The sequence below is a fragment of the Escherichia sp. KS167_9B genome, from assembly GCF_030295215.1.
Lineage (GTDB): Bacteria > Pseudomonadota > Gammaproteobacteria > Enterobacterales > Enterobacteriaceae > Escherichia > Escherichia coli_F.
In genome coordinates, this window is sequence record NZ_AP025754.1 from 2,087,302 (window position 1) to 2,105,126 (window position 17,825).

Below are 17,825 nucleotides of genomic sequence, written 5' to 3' on the forward strand. Positions count from 1 at the left end.
ATGCCAACTCGGATGAGTCGTTAACACCGCATCCGGCAAGATAAATCGCACGTTGCCAGCAACTGTAACGCAGAAGGTTATCCTTCTGCGTTTTTGTTTAATTAGCTGTTGGCAACGCAAACTGCCTCAGGTTGTTTTCTGGCTGACATAAACACCAGCAATAATGCCAGTCCCGCGACAATCGCCCCCATCACCGGCACAAAACTGTATCCCAGCCCAGCGGAAATTACCGCACCACCAGCAGCTGCTCCCAGCGCATTTCCAAGATTAAAGGCACCAATATTGACTGATGAAGACAGACCAGGCGCTTCACTGGCGACACGCATCACGCGCATCTGTAACGGCGGTACGACCGCAAAGGTTGCAGCTCCCCACACCACCATGCTAATAGCTGCGCCGAACTCATTGCGGGCCAGGAACGGGATTGCCAGCATAATCACCATCAGCAGCAACAAAAAGCCTTTCAACGTGCCGTTAACTGAACGATCTGCCAGTTTGCCGCCGAGATAGTTCCCAATAGAGAACCCGACACCAATCAGCACCAGCATTGCCGTGACGAACACCGGTGTTGCGTGGGTAATACTTTGCAGTACCGGAGAGATATAGGTGTAGAGGGTAAACATGGCGCCAGCTCCCAGCACCGTCGTCAGCAATGCAGACAGCACCTGCGGACGCATTAATACCGCCAGCTCTTTTTTCACTTCAGGTCGCGCCCCTGCGCCACCTTTAGGTAATGAGAAGAACAGACTTACTATTGAAATCACGCCCAGCCCCGCCGTTGCCAGAAATGACATCCGCCAGCCGATGGTTTCACCCAACCAGGTCGCCGCCGGAACACCACCGATATTTGCCAGGGTTAACCCCATAAACATAGTGGCAACTGCGCTGGCCTGTTTATGTTTTGGCACCACGCTTGCGGCCACAACTGAACCCAAACCAAAAAATGCTCCGTGATTCAGGCTGGTCAAAATGCGTGAAAGCATCAGGGTCATATAATCCGGCGCGATGGCGGAAAGTACGTTGCCAAGCGTGAAAATCGCCATCAGGACAATCAACGCACTGCGGCGGGCACGATGAGAAAGTAGAAGCGTCATCAGCGGCGCGCCCACCATTACGCCAACTGCATAGGCACTGATTAACATTCCGGCAGCGGGAATCGAGACATCCACACCGCGCGCAATGACGGGCAACAAGCCCATTGGCGAGAACTCCGTTGTCCCGATACCAAACGCGCCAATCGCCAGCGCCAGCAACGGATAGTTAATTTTCATGCCTTATCTCCACCTCTTCGCGTCATTACGCGATATTCATTAAAGTGGCGAAAGCATGACAGCAATCACAAAAAAATGAAAATAACAAAAAGAGAAAACACTTTTGCCATTTTGCTAACAAACAGGAAGGAGATGCGAGGGAGAACGCGCTCCCTCGAGAGGAAATCAGTGCAGCGCGGCAGTCAAACCCACGGCTACGATCAAACCGAGGACGATAATCGTTGTTACCAGTGAAAATTTAAGGTCGGTGCTCATCAAGTTTTCTCCTTTTTTATTACCACACAAAAAGTGATATTACGCATTTTTACACACTGTGATGAAAAAATCTCCCGTCATTTATAATGATAAGTGTTTTTACCACTTCCCCTTTTCGTCAAGATCGGCCAAAATTCCACGCTTACACTATTTGCGTACTGGCCATTGACCCCTTCCTGACGCTCCGTGTCGTTTTTCCGGCGTACCGCAACACTTTTGTTGTGCGTAAGGTGTGTAAAGGCAAACGTTTACCTTGCGATTTTGCAGGAGCTGAAGTTAGGGTCTGGAGTGAAATGGAATGGCAACAATAAAAGATGTAGCGAAACGAGCAAACGTTTCCACTACAACTGTGTCACACGTCATCAACAAAACACGTTTCGTCGCTGAAGAAACGCGCAACGCCGTGTGGGCAGCGATTAAAGAATTACACTACTCCCCTAGCGCGGTGGCGCGTAGCCTGAAGGTTAACCACACCAAGTCTATCGGTTTGCTGGCGACCAGCAGCGAAGCGGCCTATTTTGCCGAGATCATTGAAGCGGTTGAAAAAAATTGCTTCCAGAAAGGTTACACCCTGATTCTGGGTAATGCGTGGAACAATCTTGAGAAACAGCGGGCTTATCTGTCGATGATGGCGCAAAAACGCGTCGATGGTCTGCTGGTGATGTGTTCTGAGTACCCAGAGCCGTTGCTGGCGATGCTGGAAGAGTATCGCCATATCCCAATGGTGGTAATGGACTGGGGTGAAGCAAAAGCTGACTTCACCGATGCGGTCATTGATAACGCGTTCGAAGGCGGCTACATGGCCGGGCGTTATCTGATTGAACGCGGTCACCGCGAAATCGGCGTTATCCCCGGCCCGCTGGAACGTAACACTGGCGCAGGCCGCCTTGCCGGTTTTATGAAGGCGATGGAAGAAGCGATGATCAAGGTGCCAGAAAGCTGGATTGTACAGGGTGACTTTGAACCTGAATCCGGTTATCGCGCCATGCAGCAAATACTGTCGCAGCCGCATCGCCCTACTGCCGTCTTCTGTGGTGGCGATATCATGGCAATGGGCGCACTTTGTGCTGCTGATGAAATGGGTCTGCGCGTCCCACAGGATGTTTCGCTGATCGGTTATGATAACGTGCGCAACGCCCGCTATTTTACGCCGGCGCTGACCACGATCCATCAGCCAAAAGATTCGCTGGGTGAAACAGCGTTCAACATGCTGTTGGATCGTATCGTCAACAAACGTGAAGAACCGCAGTCCATTGAAGTGCATCCGCGGTTGATTGAACGCCGCTCCGTGGCTGACGGCCCGTTCCGCGACTATCGTCGTTAATCACCCGTTGCGGGAGTCTCTTCCGGCTCCCGCAGCCACTCCTTATTCAGCATCTCACTATCGCCGAGATACTCAAGCAACCAGGTTAACGCAGGCGACATATCATTTTGCTGCCATGTCAGACAACATGCCGAATCCGGAAAGGGGTTTTCCAGTTCTAATGCTACCCACTTCCCCTCATTAAGCCACGGTTTGGCGAAATGTGTTGGCACCATCCCTATGCATAATCCTGCCGAGATACAGGTTGCCGATGATTCCCAGTCAGGCACGACAAGTCTTTTTTGGTTATCCAGCAACCAGGTAATACGTTTAGGTAGCGTTCGCGAGGTGTCTTCGCGCACCAATGACGGCCAGTTGCGCAACGTATCATCGCTGAACGGGCCATCCATCAACGCCAGCGGGTGGTGGCTGGCAACAACGCAACTCCAGCTTAGCATCCCCATATCCCGGAAGGCATAACGACCGCCTACCGGAATCGCGCGTGTTGCGCCAATCGCCAGTTCCACGCGCCCGTCGGAAAGCGCATCCCAGACACCGTTGAACACTTCCTGAAAGACAAGAAGTTCGACATCATCAAAATGGCGATAAAAATCAACGATCATCTGCCGTGTACGTTCTGGCCTGACAATATTATCCACTGCGATAGCTAACTGACCGCGCCAGCCGTTCGCTATCTGCTGACATTGCTGCCGAGTGATCTGCATTTTTTTGACAACAGAGCGCCCTTCTTTGAGAAACCACGCCCCGGCAGCGGTCAGTTCCACATCACGGTGACGTCGTTCAAACAGAGGCACCGCCAGCCACTCTTCCAGCTGACGCACGGTATAGCTGACCGCAGAAGGAACGCGATGCAACTCCTGGGCTGCAGCGCTAAAACTACCATTACGCGCTACCGCATCAACAACTTCGAGTGAATATTCTGACCACATAGTCTGCCTGCAAAATTTTTGAAACCAGTCATCAAATATTACCGTTTCACAACACTAATTTCACTCCCTACACTTTGCGGCGGTGTTTAATTGAGAGATTTAGAGAATATACATGCAACCTGGGAAAAGATTTTTAGTCTGGCTGGCAGGTTTGAGCGTACTCGGTTTTCTGGCAACCGATATGTATCTGCCTGCTTTCGCCGCCATACAGGCCGACCTGCAAACGCCTGCGTCTGCTGTCAGTGCCAGCCTTAGTCTGTTCCTTGCCGGATTTGCCGCAGCCCAGCTTCTGTGGGGGCCGCTCTCCGACCGTTATGGTCGTAAACCGGTGTTATTCATCGGCCTGACAATTTTTGCGTTAGGTAGTCTGGGGATGCTGTGGGTTGAAAACGCCGCCACGCTGCTGGTATTGCGTTTTGTACAGGCTGTAGGTGTCTGCGCCGCGGCGGTTATCTGGCAAGCGTTAGTGACGGATTATTATCCTTCACAGAAAGTTAACCGTATTTTTGCGACCATCATGCCGCTGGTGGGTCTATCTCCGGCACTGGCTCCTCTTTTAGGAAGCTGGCTGCTGGTCCATTTTTCCTGGCAGGCGATATTCGCCACCCTGTTTGCCATTACCGTGGTGCTGATTCTGCCTATTTTCTGGCTCAAACCCACGACGAAGGCCCGTAACAATAGTCAGGATGGTCTGACCTTTACCGATCTGCTACGTTCTAAAACCTATCGCGGCAACGTGCTGGTATACGCGGCCTGTTCAGCCAGTTTTTTTGCATGGCTGACCGGTTCACCGTTCATCCTTAGCGAAATGGGTTACAGCCCGGCAGTGATTGGTTTAAGCTATGTCCCGCAAACTATCGCGTTTCTGATTGGTGGCTATGGCTGTCGCGCCGCACTACAAAAATGGCAAGGCAAGCAGTTATTACCGTGGTTGCTGGTGCTGTTTGCTGTCAGCGTCATTGCGACCTGGGCTGCGGGCTTCATTAGCCATGTGTCGCTGGCCGAAATCCTGATCCCATTCTGTGTGATGGCGATTGCCAACGGCGCGATCTACCCGATTGTTGTCGCCCAGGCACTGCGTCCTTTCCCACATGCAACTGGTCGCGCCGCAGCGTTGCAGAACACTCTACAACTGGGTCTGTGCTTCCTCGCAAGTCTGGTAGTTTCCTGGCTTATCAGTATCAGCACGCCATTGCTCACCACCACCAGCGTGATGTTATCAACAGTAGTGCTGGTCGCTCTGGGTTACATGATGCAACGTTGTGAAGAAGTAGACTGCCAGAATCATGGCAATGCCGAAGTCGCTCATAGCGAATCACACTGATCTATATCGATATGCTTATACTTAGGCTGCTAACAAAATTTTGTTGTATGATTGAAATTAGCGGCCTATACTAATTTCGAGTTGTTAAAGCTACGATAAATATTATGTTTTTACGGGGACAGGATCGTTCCCGACTCACTATGGATGGTCATTTCGGCAAGGGTTCCTCCTTTCCCTCTGTTCTACGTCGGATTATAGACTCGCGGTTTTTTCTGCGAGATTTCTCACAAAGCCCAAAAAGCGTCTACGCTGTTTTAAGGTTCTGATCACCGACCAGTGATGGAGAAACTATGAGTTCATCGTGTATAGAAGAAGTCAGTGTACCGGATGACAACTGGTACCGTATCGCCAACGAATTACTTAGCCGTGCCGGTATAGCCATTAACGGTTCTGCCCCGGCGGATATTCGTGTCAAAAACCCCGATTTTTTTAAACGCGTTCTGCAGGAAGGATCGTTGGGGTTAGGCGAAAGTTATATGGATGGCTGGTGGGAATGTGACCGACTGGATATGTTTTTTAGCAAAGTCTTACGCGCAGGTCTCGAGAACCAACTCCCCCATCATTTCAAAGACACGCTGCGTATTGCCGGCGCTCGTCTCTTCAATCTGCAGAGTAAAAAACGTGCCTGGATAGTCGGCAAAGAGCATTACGATTTAGGTAATGACTTGTTCAGCCGCATGCTTGATCCCTTCATGCAATATTCCTGCGCTTACTGGAAAGATGCTGATAATCTGGAATCTGCCCAGCAGGCGAAGCTCAAAATGATTTGTGAAAAATTGCAGTTAAAACCAGGGATGCGCGTACTGGATATTGGCTGTGGTTGGGGCGGACTGGCGCATTACATGGCGTCTAACTATGACGTAAGCGTGGTGGGCGTCACCATTTCTGCTGAACAGCAAAAAATGGCTCAGGAACGCTGTGAAGGCCTGGATGTCACCATTTTGCTGCAAGATTATCGTGACCTGAACGACCAGTTTGATCGTATTGTTTCTGTGGGGATGTTCGAGCACGTCGGACCGAAAAATTACGATACCTATTTTGCGGTGGTGGATCGTAATTTGAAACCGGAAGGTATATTCCTGCTCCATACTATCGGTTCGAAAAAAACCGATCTGAATGTTGATCCCTGGATTAATAAATATATTTTCCCGAACGGTTGCCTGCCCTCTGTACGCCAGATTGCTCAGTCCAGCGAACCCCACTTTGTGATGGAAGACTGGCATAACTTCGGTGCTGATTACGATACTACGTTGATGGCGTGGTATGAACGATTCCTCGCCGCATGGCCAGAAATTGCGGATAATTACAGTGAACGCTTTAAACGGATGTTTACCTATTATCTAAATGCCTGTGCAGGTGCTTTCCGCGCCCGTGATATTCAGCTCTGGCAGGTGGTGTTCTCTCGCGGAGTCGAAAACGGCCTTCGAGTCGCTCGCTAGAGGCTATTCTATCGCCCCCGCTCCGGGGGCGATTTCAGATCAGGCTTCTGTACCTGGTTGATTCATGGCATTTTCTCGTGCCGCCAGCACACGTTCTACCGTATCTACCACTGCCTGAGTTTGTGGATCGATCTCAATATTGACGCGTGCGCCGAGTTTTTTCTTCCCAAGGGTAGTGCGTTCCAGTGTTTCCGGAATTAAATGGACGCAAAAACGCGTTGGCGTTACTTCGCCGACTGTCAGGCTAATACCATCGATTCCAATAAATCCTTTGTACAGGATATATTTCATCAGCTGACTATCCTGGACTTTAAACCAGATCTGGCGATTATTTTCCGAGGTTAATATTTTAGCCACTTCAGCGGTGGTCATAATATGACCTGACATTAAGTGTCCGCCAATTTCATCGCTAAATTTCGCCGCCCGCTCAACATTTACCCAATCCCCCGCTTTTAAATCGCCAAGATTGGTAATACGTAACGTTTCTTTCATCAGGTCAAAACTGACATGGTTGCCGTTAATCTCCGTCACGGTCAGGCAGCAACCGTTATGCGCCACGGACGCACCGGTTTCCAGACCGTCCAGCATGTAGTCAGGTAACTCAACCACATGTGTGCGAAAATTTGGTTTCTCGTCAATCGACACCAGTTTTGCGGTGCCCTGTACAATCCCCGTAAACATACTCACAACTCCTGAAATCAGTTAAGACATTCTGTTCAGCACAATAGCAGGTGGAAAACGCCCTTACCAGTGAAGGGGTAAGAATGGCTATTTTTTCACTGGAGAATTAATAAATCCTCGCTACAATAGACTGAATTTCCCCTGCTTCTTCTTTTTGCTGCCCATTCAGGCGGCTTTTTAGTCTCTCATATAACTACAAATAAAAGGTGTTCACGTGCAGAAGTATATCAGTGAAGCGCGTCTGTTATTAGCATTAGCAATCCCGGTGATTCTCGCGCAAATCGCCCAAACTGCGATGGGTTTTGTCGATACCGTGATGGCGGGCGGCTATAGTGCCACCGACATGGCGGCGGTCGCTATCGGTACTTCTATCTGGCTTCCGGCGATCCTCTTTGGTCACGGGCTGCTGCTGGCATTAACGCCGGTTATCGCGCAATTAAATGGTTCCGGTCGACGTGAGCGCATTGCGCATCAGGTGCGACAAGGGTTCTGGCTGGCAGGTTTTGTTTCCGTTCTTATTATGCTGGTGCTGTGGAATGCGGGTTACATTATCCGATCTATGGAAAATATCGACCCGGCTCTGGCGGACAAAGCCGTGGGTTATTTGCGTGCATTGCTGTGGGGCGCACCGGGCTATCTGTTCTTCCAGGTTGCCCGTAACCAGTGTGAAGGTCTGGCAAAAACCAAGCCGGGTATGGTGATGGGCTTTATCGGCCTGCTGGTGAACATTCCGGTGAACTATATCTTTATTTATGGTCATTTCGGTATGCCAGAGCTCGGTGGCGTTGGTTGTGGCGTAGCTACAGCGGCGGTGTATTGGGTCATGTTCCTTGCCATGGTTTCTTACATTAAACGCGCCCGCTCGATGCGCGATATTCGTAACGAAAAAGGCACCGCGAAGCCCGATCCTGCGGTTATGAAACGACTGATTCAACTCGGTTTGCCGATTGCACTGGCACTGTTCTTTGAAGTAACGCTGTTTGCCGTCGTGGCTCTGTTAGTGTCTCCGCTCGGTATTGTTGATGTCGCAGGACATCAGATTGCCCTGAACTTTAGTTCACTGATGTTCGTGCTTCCCATGTCGCTGGCGGCAGCGGTAACTATCCGCGTAGGTTATCGTCTGGGTCAGGGCTCAACGCTGGATGCGCAAACCGCTGCGCGGACCGGGCTTATGGTGGGTGTCTGTATGGCAACCCTGACGGCCATATTCACGGTTTCACTGCGGGAGCAAATCGCCCTGTTGTACAACGACAATCCCGAGGTTGTAACGCTGGCTGCGCATTTGATGTTGCTGGCGGCGGTATATCAGATTTCTGACTCAATCCAGGTCATTGGCAGTGGGATTTTGCGTGGATATAAAGATACGCGCTCCATTTTCTATATCACCTTTACGGCTTACTGGGTGCTGGGCTTGCCAAGCGGCTATATTCTGGCACTGACCGATCTGGTCGTTGAACCTATGGGGCCAGCAGGCTTCTGGATAGGGTTTATTATCGGCCTGACATCGGCAGCTATTATGATGATGCTGCGAATGCGTTTCCTGCAACGTCTGCCGTCAGCCATCATTCTGCAACGAGCGTCCCGCTAATAAAGACAAGGCGCAACCTTCACGGGTTGCGCCTGTGTTTTTACGCAGGCTGGAGCGTTGCGCCAATCCCGTCTTCGTCTGGCTGTAGTTTCAGTGCGTTACACAGAGTTTGCCGACTGGCATCGGTTATCTCAACGTGTATATCACCGTTAACTTCCCCTTTCACATTGATGAAGTCAGGTGAAATTTCTTTCGCACTGGTTTGCAGGCAAATCGCTCCCTCTCCGCGCAGGTGTTTCACTTTCAGTTGCACATGCGTTGCCGCATCAGTGATCAGCCACAGTTTTCCACCATTCAGATTGATGTTACCAATATTGAAAGTGACACTGTCACCTTTTACCGTGCTGCCATCGAAAATCAACACACCGCCTTGCTGTACAGTAATCGATGATTGTTGCAGATCTGCGCCATAGCCAATAATCATTGAAGCGCCGTCCAGTAATGCAACACTCCCGGTCAGTTCAACCGGTGCGCGATCTTCCTCTACGACAAAATTTTCGTCCGCGCTGGTGGGTGACAACAAGATCACTGTCCCACCTTGTATTACCGCGTTTTCCAGCGTACCAGCATGCACTTCAGCCCGACCACCCACATTAACGGACAGGTTTTGCGTCTTACCGGAACTATAGAGCTGAAGGCCATCCGTCCCCAGACGATAAGTGGATCCATTCTCAACAATAGTGTCAGAGTCTTCACCACCGAGATTATTCATGGTGCCACCAGCAAGCAATGTATCACTGGCTTTCCCCGCCAGCATAAAAACGCCGCCCTGATTAATCTCACAATTGCTGGCTTCCCCACCTGGATACACCAACAATTCACCACCTTCATCTACCACGACCGCTGAGGTTGTCCCATTGACCAACAGGCCGCCCTCTTGATCGAGAATGATTTTTTCCGCGCGATGGCCTTCCAGTACACGCAGGTTACCGCCATTTTCCAGCAACAAACCGCAGGCATAACCCTGATCAACGCTAAATTCACCTTCGGGATGGCGGCCATTAACCGTAGCGAGCGTAGAGAGACTAATTGCGCCTCCCTCTGACTGAACAATATCTGTGGCAATGGCACCGTCACTGACCGATAGCGTGCCATTGTTGCCGTACTGTGTGCATTTGGCGATCCCACCGGTTGCAACTTTCAACCAGCCAGCCCCCGTGACCACGGTATTTTCGGCTCTTCCGCCAGCTTCAACAATTAACTCACCTTCAGTAAGTTGCGTCGCGCCAATGACCTCGCCGGTCTTAACAATTTGCACGTTCCCGTCGCTCATCAAGTTTTTCGCATCAGATCCCATGATTTATTCCTTTGCTGCATCTGTGTGCCTTTATTGCTACCTAAGTGTAAAGGCTACGGAGGATTTATCCACGACAGATTTTGAGATGGTGGCAAACAACTCTGTTTAAACTCTGATACACAGATTATTGGGTTGTGTCAGATGTAAATGCGATCCTGAATAAAAATCGCCCTTGCAAATCAACAAAATATAGCCAATTTGCTTAAAAGCTCTGCAAACGGTCGAAATACCGCAGAAAAATACGTTTTGCCTCTTGCCACCTTCCCACTCTGCCGCTAATATTCGTCCCCGTTGTCACCTACAACGTTGCGTTCATAGCTCAGTTGGTTAGAGCACCACCTTGACATGGTGGGGGTCGTTGGTTCGAGTCCAATTGAACGCACCATCCTGCGTCCGTAGCTCAGTTGGTTAGAGCACCACCTTGACATGGTGGGGGTCGGTGGTTCGAGTCCACTCGGACGCACCAGATTTTCTTAATCTGGTCTTCTCCTTTTCCCCTCTGTTTCTTCTCTGTATCCAATACGTTAAAAGATTTACACTGTCTTCGTATGCGTTATCAGAAGGAGAATCGCTATGGCAACTTTGTTACAACTTCATTTTGCTTTTAATGGCCCATTTGGCGACGCAATGGCTGAGCAGCTTAAACCGCTTGCTGAGTCGATTAATCAGGAACCTGGTTTTCTGTGGAAGGTATGGACAGAAAGTGAAAAGAACCACGAAGCCGGTGGGATCTACCTTTTCACTGATGAAAAAAGCGCCCTTGCCTATCTGGAAAAACATACTGCCCGACTGAAAAATCTCGGCGTTGAGGAAGTTGTCGCCAAAGTTTTCGATGTCAATGAGCCACTGAGTCAAATCAATCAGGCAAAACTCGCCTGACAGATTTTAACCAAGGGCGGTTAGCGCCCTTTTCATCCCTGTCTGAAATTTCTCAAATTCTAAAAATTTCAACCAAACTTATCTGATAACACTAAATTCGAAAGAATGCGTACAGGTAAGTAACAATGAAAAAAATTGCTATTGTGGGTGCCGGGCCTACGGGGATCTACACCTTATTCTCGCTTCTACAGCAACAAACTCCACTTTCTATTTCTATCTTCGAGCAGGCTGACGAAGCCGGTGTCGGGATGCCATACAGTGATGAGGAAAACTCAAAACTGATGCTGGCAAATATTGCCAGTATTGAAATACCGCCGATTTATTGTACATATCTCGAATGGCTACAAAAGCAAGAAGCCAGCCATCTCCAGCATTATGGCGTTAAAAAAGAAACCTTGCACGATCGCCAGTTTTTACCGCGTATTCTGCTGGGCGAATATTTCCGCGATCAATTTTTACGATTAGTAGACCAGGCACGACAGCAAAAATTTGCAGTGGCTGTTTATGAATCATGCCAGGTTACCGATCTGCAAATTATAAATGCTGGCGTCATGCTCGCTACAAATCAGGATTTACCCAGCGAGACGTTTGATTTAGCAGTGATCGCGACGGGTCACGTCTGGCCTGATGAAGAAGAAGCAACCAGAACGTATTTTCCCAGCCCGTGGTCAGGCCTGATGGAAGCAAAGGTCGATGCGTGTAACGTGGGTATTATGGGAACATCCTTGAGCGGACTGGATGCGGCAATGGCAGTGGCTATTCAGCATGGTTCGTTTATTGAAGATGATAAACAACACGTCGTTTTTCACCGCGATAACGCAAGTGAAAAGCTAAATATTACGTTGATGTCGCGCACGGGTATTTTACCCGAAGCCGATTTCTATTGCCCTATTCCCTACGAGCCCTTACACATCGTCACTGATCAGGCATTAAATGCTGAGATTCAAAAAGGCGAAGAGGGCCTTTTGGATCGGGTATTTAGATTGATAGTAGAGGAAATCAAATTTGCTGATCCAGACTGGAGCCAACGCATAGCCTTAGAGAGCCTGAATGTCGATTCCTTTGCTCAAGCCTGGTTTGCCGAGCGCAAACAACGCGACCCATTCGACTGGGCAGAAAAAAATCTCCAGGAAGTCGAACGCAATAAACGAGAAAAACATACTGTTCCCTGGCGTTATGTCATTCTGCGCCTGCATGAAGCCGTACAGGAAATTGTTCCTCATCTGAATGAACACGACCATAAACGGTTCAGTAAAGGCCTTGCCCGGGTTTTTATCGATAATTATGCGGCAATCCCTTCAGAGTCTATTCGTCGACTACTGGCCTTACGTGAAGCGGGAATCATTCATATTCTCGCCCTCGGTGAAGACTACGAAATGGAAATTAATGAGTCGCGCACCGTCCTGAAAACGGAAGACGATAGCTACTCGTTTGACGTTTTTATTGATGCCCGCGGGCAGCGTCCGCTTAAAGTGAAAGATATTCCTTTCCCTGGACTACGCGAACAATTACAGAAAACAGGGGATGAAATCCCTGATGTTGGCGAAGATTATACGCTACAGCAACCCGAAGAAATTCGTGGGCGCGTAGCGTTCGGCGCGTTGCCCTGGTTGATGCACGACCGGCCATTCGTACAGGGACTTACGGCATGTGCAGAAATTGGTGAGGCGATGGCTCAGGCGGTCGTAAAGCCTGCATCCCGTGCTCGTCGGCGTCTTTCGTTTGATCAAATGTAAAGCTATCAGCACTCAACAAACTGATGCTGTTCATTAAGGCGATAGCGGACTCCGGCTCGAATATTGTTTTCACCTTCAATGGCGACGGCGAAGCGAACTCTTTCGCCGTCATGATATGCCAGTGCGGCGCTTCCCCCTGGCCCGAGAATAATTGAGTCGACCACGCCCGTGCTCACTATTGTTGAATCTTCACCGCTGGCAATGATGTGTACATTGTCGCCGCTGTTGGCAATTCTGGCGTTTGCGCCAAAGCTGGCGATTTGCACCAGGTCACCATTACTGGCGACATGACACCGTTCACCCAATGTGCAAACGCGTACTCGCATTCCGGTATTCGCAATCCGACTACTATCTCCAGCGCTGCTTATCCGCGAAGAATTACCGGTTACAGCAACCCGTGCGCGTTCACCGGAGCTGCCAATGTGACTGTTAAAGCCGACACTTCCAATCCGCACGCTATAACCCATACTGGCAATTTGTGCAGCATACCCAGCGGTTGCGATTCTGGCATTATCCTCACAACAGCCGATGCGAGCATGATCGTCGCTGCGGGCAAACTGACTGCAAAATGCTCTCTCTCCGGGATCTGTGGCCAATTTTTGCATAGAGGAAACTTCCTGATGCGCGAAGTTTTCATCCGCCAGCCATTTTTTCCACGCATACTCAACCAGACTCTCCGCCCAGTCCGTATATCCTTCCTCAATCAGTGCATGATGAATATCGGCATAACTACCGCCGCGTGGGAAATGGAGCAGGAACCAGCGATACATCACCGCTCCGATACGCCATTCTCGCAGGTCTGCTCGTGTAATGATCATTCGTTAGTGCCGGTGATAGCCATCGACCATGCTTTTAACGGTTTCGTGTGGCGTACGCCCCGTGGTGCAAAGATAAAGATGACCGAAGATAAAAAAGAGGCTTATAAATGCCAGAGCAAAATGCGCCTGCAATAACCAGTATCTTACGCCAGGAAACACATCTCCCACGGCTTGCGGATAGAGACACAGCAGCCCCGTCAATAGTAACAACGGCAGCAATCCATACATGACACCAACATAGGCGACCTGCTGTAAGGGATTAAATTTAGACTGTGTTGTTGCCGGGAAAGGATGTTCTTCCCCCTGCATAATGCCAAACAAATAAAATCGCGTTTGTTTTGCCGCTCGCTCCAGCCAACCCTGACGACGAATGCGATAGTGGTGACCATTACCCCCAACGGCATTGATCAGAACAAAGCCGAGCCAGCATGCCAGTAACAAAAATCCGCAAACTTCATGCACCGCAACCAGACTTTTAACCGCAGTTGCTCCCACCAGCGCAAAGTGATTTATCAGCCCACTTGCCAGCAACAATACAAAGAGTAACGCATTCGACCAGTGCCATAATCTGACCGCTTTGCTGTAAAGATAAATCATCTCACCATGATCGGTGGCTGATTTCTTCACGCCACGAGCACGAAGCAAGGCATGCAGCCCCAGCACCAACCACATCCCAACCAGCAATAGTCCGGCAATGATCAACCACACCGGCCAAAATTCGGGAGTGAACTGTGGCACATAGTTCGCCAACTGGCTCTGAAACTGTTCAGCATGTTGCGACGGGTTCATACATTTTCCTTTTTAATCAAATGTTGACCGAATCGGCGATACAGATGCGGTTTCCCGGCACCAGGTAGCTGATATTGATAATATTTATTTTCTTGCAACCACGCTTGAATTTCTGGGCTATCTTCGCGACCAAAGATCAATGCATGTTCCGGGCAGGCGCTAACGCAAATGGGCGGAAAGCCTTTTGCTAGTCGGGACTCAGCGCAGAAATCACATTTATCTGCCACTTTAGTGACAGGGTTAAGGTAGCGAACCTGATACGGGCAAGCGCCAATGCAATAACTGCAGCCGATGCACTGCGATTTTTCTACCCGCACGATCCCCTGCATATCACGCCATGACGCTCCTGTTGGGCAAACGTCAATGCAAGGAGCATCTTCGCAGTGCTGGCATGACTGGCGAAAAAAGTGATACTGTGTTTCGTTGTCGTTATCGGTGACTGGAATGTGTGCTATCGATAAACGGCTTCCCTGAGCGGGGACGTGGTTAGTTTTACGGCATGCGCGGGCGCAAATATTACAGCCATTGCACCGTGACTCGTCATGAATCATGGCATACCGAACTTCCTTTTCTTGCCTCGTGTTCGCTAACAGAGAAGACGCAGAACCAGTAAAAAAGATTACTGTTCCCATCCCCAGAACAAATTTGCGTCGAGTGAAGGACATCTGATTATCCCCTAATGCAGTGGCTGCTACTGTCCACCCTATCCATGACATCTCCCTGAAATTTCAGGGGTTCTGAAACTGCTCTACCTCGAACCATTCGCATAAGCCATACGCCTTGCCATAGGTCATAAATCGCTCGCTAAACAAGTACAACACCGCCGTCGATGACTCCACCTGCCGTATATCGGCATATTCAGGTGCAACATCCATCGCGGCGATCGCGGCTTCAATCTGCGCTTCCTGGAAGTAATATGGCGCTTGCATCAGCATGGCGACTTTGTAAGGACGAGGATACGTCTGGCACTCAAAACGAACGGCGTGTGCAATAGCGCGACAAATGTCCTGCTCCACAACTTGCAAAGACATCGCCGCGTAGTTTTCACTCATGGCCTGCGTTGAGTAATAGTAATCATCCTGGCTTCCCGTCATACACGCGATATCCGCGTAGTCTCCGTTCTGCTTAATGTTTTCCAGCAAAACTGACAGTTCCTCTTCTGCAACCGAATAGGGTGGCGAGAGAAACACGGCGCGCGCCACCAGCTGCCCAGCCGCAGAATGCTGGCGAATGAACTCTGCCAGGATTTCAGCAGGTTCTGGTTCTGTGATGTCTTCAATTACCGTATCAACGGGGTGCCGCATCCCCTGCAACCATTGCCGCTTCGCCTCGTCAATTTCGCTGATTTCCGCTAACGGCAAGACATCCTGATGGTTCATCTCACCCATTCCTTACGCAGGCAGTAGATTGTGTGCTGCCAGATCGGCGGCAATATCTTCCAGCCCCAGACGCTGCAATGTTTCGCGGGTCGGACAACCAAGCTGTGGGTCCCAGCCCATTTCTTTGTAGAACATCGTGAGCGAAGCATGCATATCGTCACGATCCATTTTGTCAGTACCTTCAGTAAAGACCGGGATCTGCGGATCCTTGTCGAATACCCAGGAACAGATAAGATCGTGTTCATTACGCATATCTTTGGTTTGCATCAGTTTTACCGTGTAGGCGCGATGCAACGTAAAGATACGCTCTGCAGCTAAATCTAATTTTTCCTGAGTCATATCTTCGCCAGTGATCGCTTTGAAGAATTTGGCTTCAAGCGCCAGATCGCCCCGATAATTACGGCTTTTCAGCGGCGAAACGGTCATTGGCCAGACCCAGTTGCACAGGGTGACGGCGTTATGCAAACAGACCCGCAACAGCGACCACTTAGCATATTTAATTTTTGCGTCATTGATTGGCGTGTAGTTTTTGGTTTCATCGTAAGCATCTTCAGAACCAAAAAGCTCTTTCGCCACTTCACGTTGCAGTTTCAATGGCAAACCGGAACCAATGAAGTTGATATGGGTATGCGTCATGCAGTCACGGTTGAACATACAGTTAACAATGGAGCCGACCTGCGCTGACGCTTCATTGGCGTGGTGAACTGGATAGCCAAACGGCGACCAGAGTTTATTTTTCGCGTAGCCCCAGTACTCTTCACCCAAATTCCAGCGTTCTGCGATAGCATATGAACCATCAGCCAGGTGACTCAGCTCACCCACACGATGCGCCAGACGGTAGTAAAAATCTTTAATGAAGTTAACGTCACCCGCTTCCAGTTGATCCCAGCGAATTTCCGCATACTCTTCAGCAGGCAGAACACGCTTGAACACCCCTTTGCTGTAACAATAGGTAAAGTCGCGATGCAGCTGACCGTAGTTACACCATAGGCCGTAGTCATCGAACAGATTCAAACCAACAAGGTTACCAATCACACGACCATCGTCTTTATCTTCAAAATCTTTCGGACCGTTCGGGAAGATGGTGGTATGGACAAAGTTTGCAACACAAGTGTTACCACCTGTGCTGGGCACGCCAAACTCTTTCACCCGAGGAATATTCATTTGGGTCATACAACGGATCGGGCAAGAGTGGCAGCCGCTCATTTTTACTGTGTATTTCTCTGCCGCCGGACCTAAGTCAAAAACGGATTTATAGGTACGAAAGCCGACCGTGTTCTGATTGCCTGGCGGAATTTCCCCCGTTTCAATCGGACCACCTTCAGCCGCGCCCCAAAACAGCCCTTTACGTGCTGTCCAACGTGATTTGGGATCTGAATACTCTGCCCACGATTGCGGCGTACTTGGCACGACATGGTTGTTATTCGCACCGATAAGTTCAGTCATCATGTAATCGTTGAGACGCTTCATCTCCTGACGATCGGCAATGTTGACTCCTTTCGTCCCTTCCACCGCAATCGCTTTCAGGTTTTTCGAACCCATTATTGCGCCAGTTCCCGCACCACCGCTGTGATTACGGCTATTCAACATGCCAGAGAGAGGTACAAGGTTTTCCCCAGCCTGACCAATAGCCGCCACACAGGTTTCAGGGCTGGTCAATCGACAAATCTCTTCCGTAGTTGCGCGCGTCCCTTTTCCCCATAAGAAATCGGCTTTTTCCAGGCTAACTTTGTCATCTTTAATATTCAGCCATACCGGTGATTTCGCTTTCCCTTCGATAATAATGACGTCGTATCCAGCGAATTTCATTTGCGCTGCAAAAAAGCCCCCCATATGGGCATCGACGACTAAATTTCCTTTGGTAAAAGTAGAAAGTGAGGTGATATTTACGCGAGAACTGCAGGGGGCACCAGATCCAGTTAATGGGCCGGTAGCAAAGACTAATTTATTCGCTTCATCGAAAGGTTTCGTGCCTGGCGGTACTTCGTCATACATAATTTTGTAGCCGAAGCCCATACCACCGACAAAACTTTTAAACTTACTGGAATCTTCGAGGGTAATATTTCCTGTCGTGAGATTGACTCTTAATATATTACCTGTCCAACCGTTAGCCATG

At 49.7% G+C, this 17,825-nt stretch carries 16 protein-coding genes and 2 tRNA genes; 8 read left to right on the top strand and 10 right to left on the bottom strand.

The features are described from left to right. Positions 1-101: 101 nt before the first annotated feature. Entirely contained in the window at positions 102-1,271 is a 1,170-nt protein-coding gene (locus QUE34_RS10495) for an MFS transporter (RefSeq protein WP_103253680.1), read from the bottom strand. A gap of 165 nt (positions 1,272-1,436) precedes the next feature. Further along, on the bottom strand, positions 1,437-1,526 hold the full coding sequence (gene cydH / locus QUE34_RS10500; protein WP_000102278.1) for a cytochrome bd-I accessory subunit CydH: 90 nt from the start codon (positions 1,524-1,526) through the stop codon (positions 1,437-1,439). Between the two features lie 298 nt (positions 1,527-1,824). On the opposite strand from cydH, the gene purR reads away from it, so the two are divergent. Continuing rightward, the gene (purR, locus tag QUE34_RS10505) at positions 1,825-2,850 is read left to right on the top strand and encodes an HTH-type transcriptional repressor PurR (protein WP_000190982.1); all 1,026 of its coding nucleotides are present in this window, start codon (positions 1,825-1,827) and stop codon (positions 2,848-2,850) included. On the opposite strand, the gene punR is transcribed toward purR, so the two are convergent. Next, a complete protein-coding gene (gene punR, locus QUE34_RS10510; RefSeq protein ID WP_286338962.1) occupies positions 2,847-3,779 on the bottom strand; it encodes a DNA-binding transcriptional activator PunR in 933 nt (310 codons plus the stop codon). The two genes, purR and punR, sit on opposite strands and share 4 nt — an antisense overlap. A gap of 112 nt (positions 3,780-3,891) precedes the next feature. Here punR and punC point away from each other — a divergent pair, with 112 nt between their 5' ends. Both punC and cfa read left to right on the top strand, forming a co-directional pair. Continuing rightward, the gene (punC, locus tag QUE34_RS10515; protein WP_001182340.1) at positions 3,892-5,103 is read left to right on the top strand and encodes a purine nucleoside transporter PunC; all 1,212 of its coding nucleotides are present in this window, start codon (positions 3,892-3,894) and stop codon (positions 5,101-5,103) included. Positions 5,104-5,393: 290 nt separating this feature from the next. Beyond that, entirely contained in the window at positions 5,394-6,542 is a 1,149-nt protein-coding gene (gene cfa, locus QUE34_RS10520; protein ID WP_000098896.1) for a cyclopropane fatty acyl phospholipid synthase, read from the top strand. 39 nt (positions 6,543-6,581) lie between these two features. Here cfa and ribE read toward each other — a convergent pair whose 3' ends face one another. Next, the gene (gene ribE / locus QUE34_RS10525) at positions 6,582-7,223 is read right to left on the bottom strand and encodes a riboflavin synthase (RefSeq protein WP_103253679.1); all 642 of its coding nucleotides are present in this window, start codon (positions 7,221-7,223) and stop codon (positions 6,582-6,584) included. Between the two features lie 214 nt (positions 7,224-7,437). Between ribE and mdtK the strand changes: the two genes are divergently transcribed. After that, positions 7,438-8,811: a multidrug efflux MATE transporter MdtK gene (gene mdtK / locus QUE34_RS10530; RefSeq protein ID WP_001174940.1), complete on the top strand. Its 1,374-nt coding sequence runs from the start codon at positions 7,438-7,440 to the stop codon at positions 8,809-8,811. Between the two features lie 40 nt (positions 8,812-8,851). Here the strand turns inward: mdtK and QUE34_RS10535 are convergent, their stop codons facing one another. Further along, positions 8,852-10,108 carry an AIDA repeat-containing protein gene (locus tag QUE34_RS10535; protein WP_105268558.1) on the bottom strand — a complete coding sequence of 419 codons (1,257 nt, stop codon included), beginning with the start codon at positions 10,106-10,108 and terminating at the stop codon, positions 8,852-8,854. A gap of 308 nt (positions 10,109-10,416) precedes the next feature. On the opposite strand from QUE34_RS10535, the gene QUE34_RS10540 reads away from it, so the two are divergent. The 4 genes from QUE34_RS10540 to QUE34_RS10555 all read left to right on the top strand — a co-directional run bounded on the left by QUE34_RS10540 (position 10,417) and on the right by QUE34_RS10555 (position 12,723). Continuing rightward, positions 10,417-10,493: transfer RNA gene (locus QUE34_RS10540), tRNA-Val, on the top strand. Positions 10,494-10,497: 4 nt separating this feature from the next. Further along, positions 10,498-10,574, top strand: a tRNA-Val gene (locus tag QUE34_RS10545). A 107-nt stretch (positions 10,575-10,681) separates the two neighbouring features. Continuing rightward, on the top strand, positions 10,682-10,987 hold the full coding sequence (locus QUE34_RS10550; protein WP_000212657.1) for a monooxygenase: 306 nt from the start codon (positions 10,682-10,684) through the stop codon (positions 10,985-10,987). Positions 10,988-11,112: 125 nt separating this feature from the next. Continuing rightward, positions 11,113-12,723, top strand: coding sequence for an FAD-NAD(P)-binding protein (locus tag QUE34_RS10555; RefSeq protein WP_103253678.1), 1,611 nt, complete (start codon positions 11,113-11,115; stop codon positions 12,721-12,723). Between the two features lie 5 nt (positions 12,724-12,728). Here QUE34_RS10555 and ydhT read toward each other — a convergent pair whose 3' ends face one another. The 5 genes from ydhT to QUE34_RS10580 form a co-directional block, all read right to left on the bottom strand. Next, positions 12,729-13,541: a protein YdhT gene (gene ydhT, locus QUE34_RS10560; protein WP_105268557.1), complete on the bottom strand. Its 813-nt coding sequence runs from the start codon at positions 13,539-13,541 to the stop codon at positions 12,729-12,731. 3 nt (positions 13,542-13,544) lie between these two features. Next, complete coding sequence (gene phsC, locus QUE34_RS10565; protein ID WP_105268556.1) at positions 13,545-14,330, bottom strand: thiosulfate reductase cytochrome B subunit; 786 nt, start codon at positions 14,328-14,330, stop codon at positions 13,545-13,547. Then, positions 14,327-14,995, bottom strand: coding sequence for a 4Fe-4S dicluster domain-containing protein (locus tag QUE34_RS10570; protein WP_050486602.1), 669 nt, complete (start codon positions 14,993-14,995; stop codon positions 14,327-14,329). Before QUE34_RS10570 ends, phsC begins: the two co-directional genes overlap by 4 nt. Before the next feature lie 63 nt (positions 14,996-15,058). Then, positions 15,059-15,709: a YdhW family putative oxidoreductase system protein gene (locus QUE34_RS10575; RefSeq protein ID WP_001353180.1), complete on the bottom strand. Its 651-nt coding sequence runs from the start codon at positions 15,707-15,709 to the stop codon at positions 15,059-15,061. Between the two features lie 12 nt (positions 15,710-15,721). Beyond that, positions 15,722-17,824, bottom strand: coding sequence for an aldehyde ferredoxin oxidoreductase (locus QUE34_RS10580; protein ID WP_001273559.1), 2,103 nt, complete (start codon positions 17,822-17,824; stop codon positions 15,722-15,724). Position 17,825 lies beyond the last annotated feature (1 nt).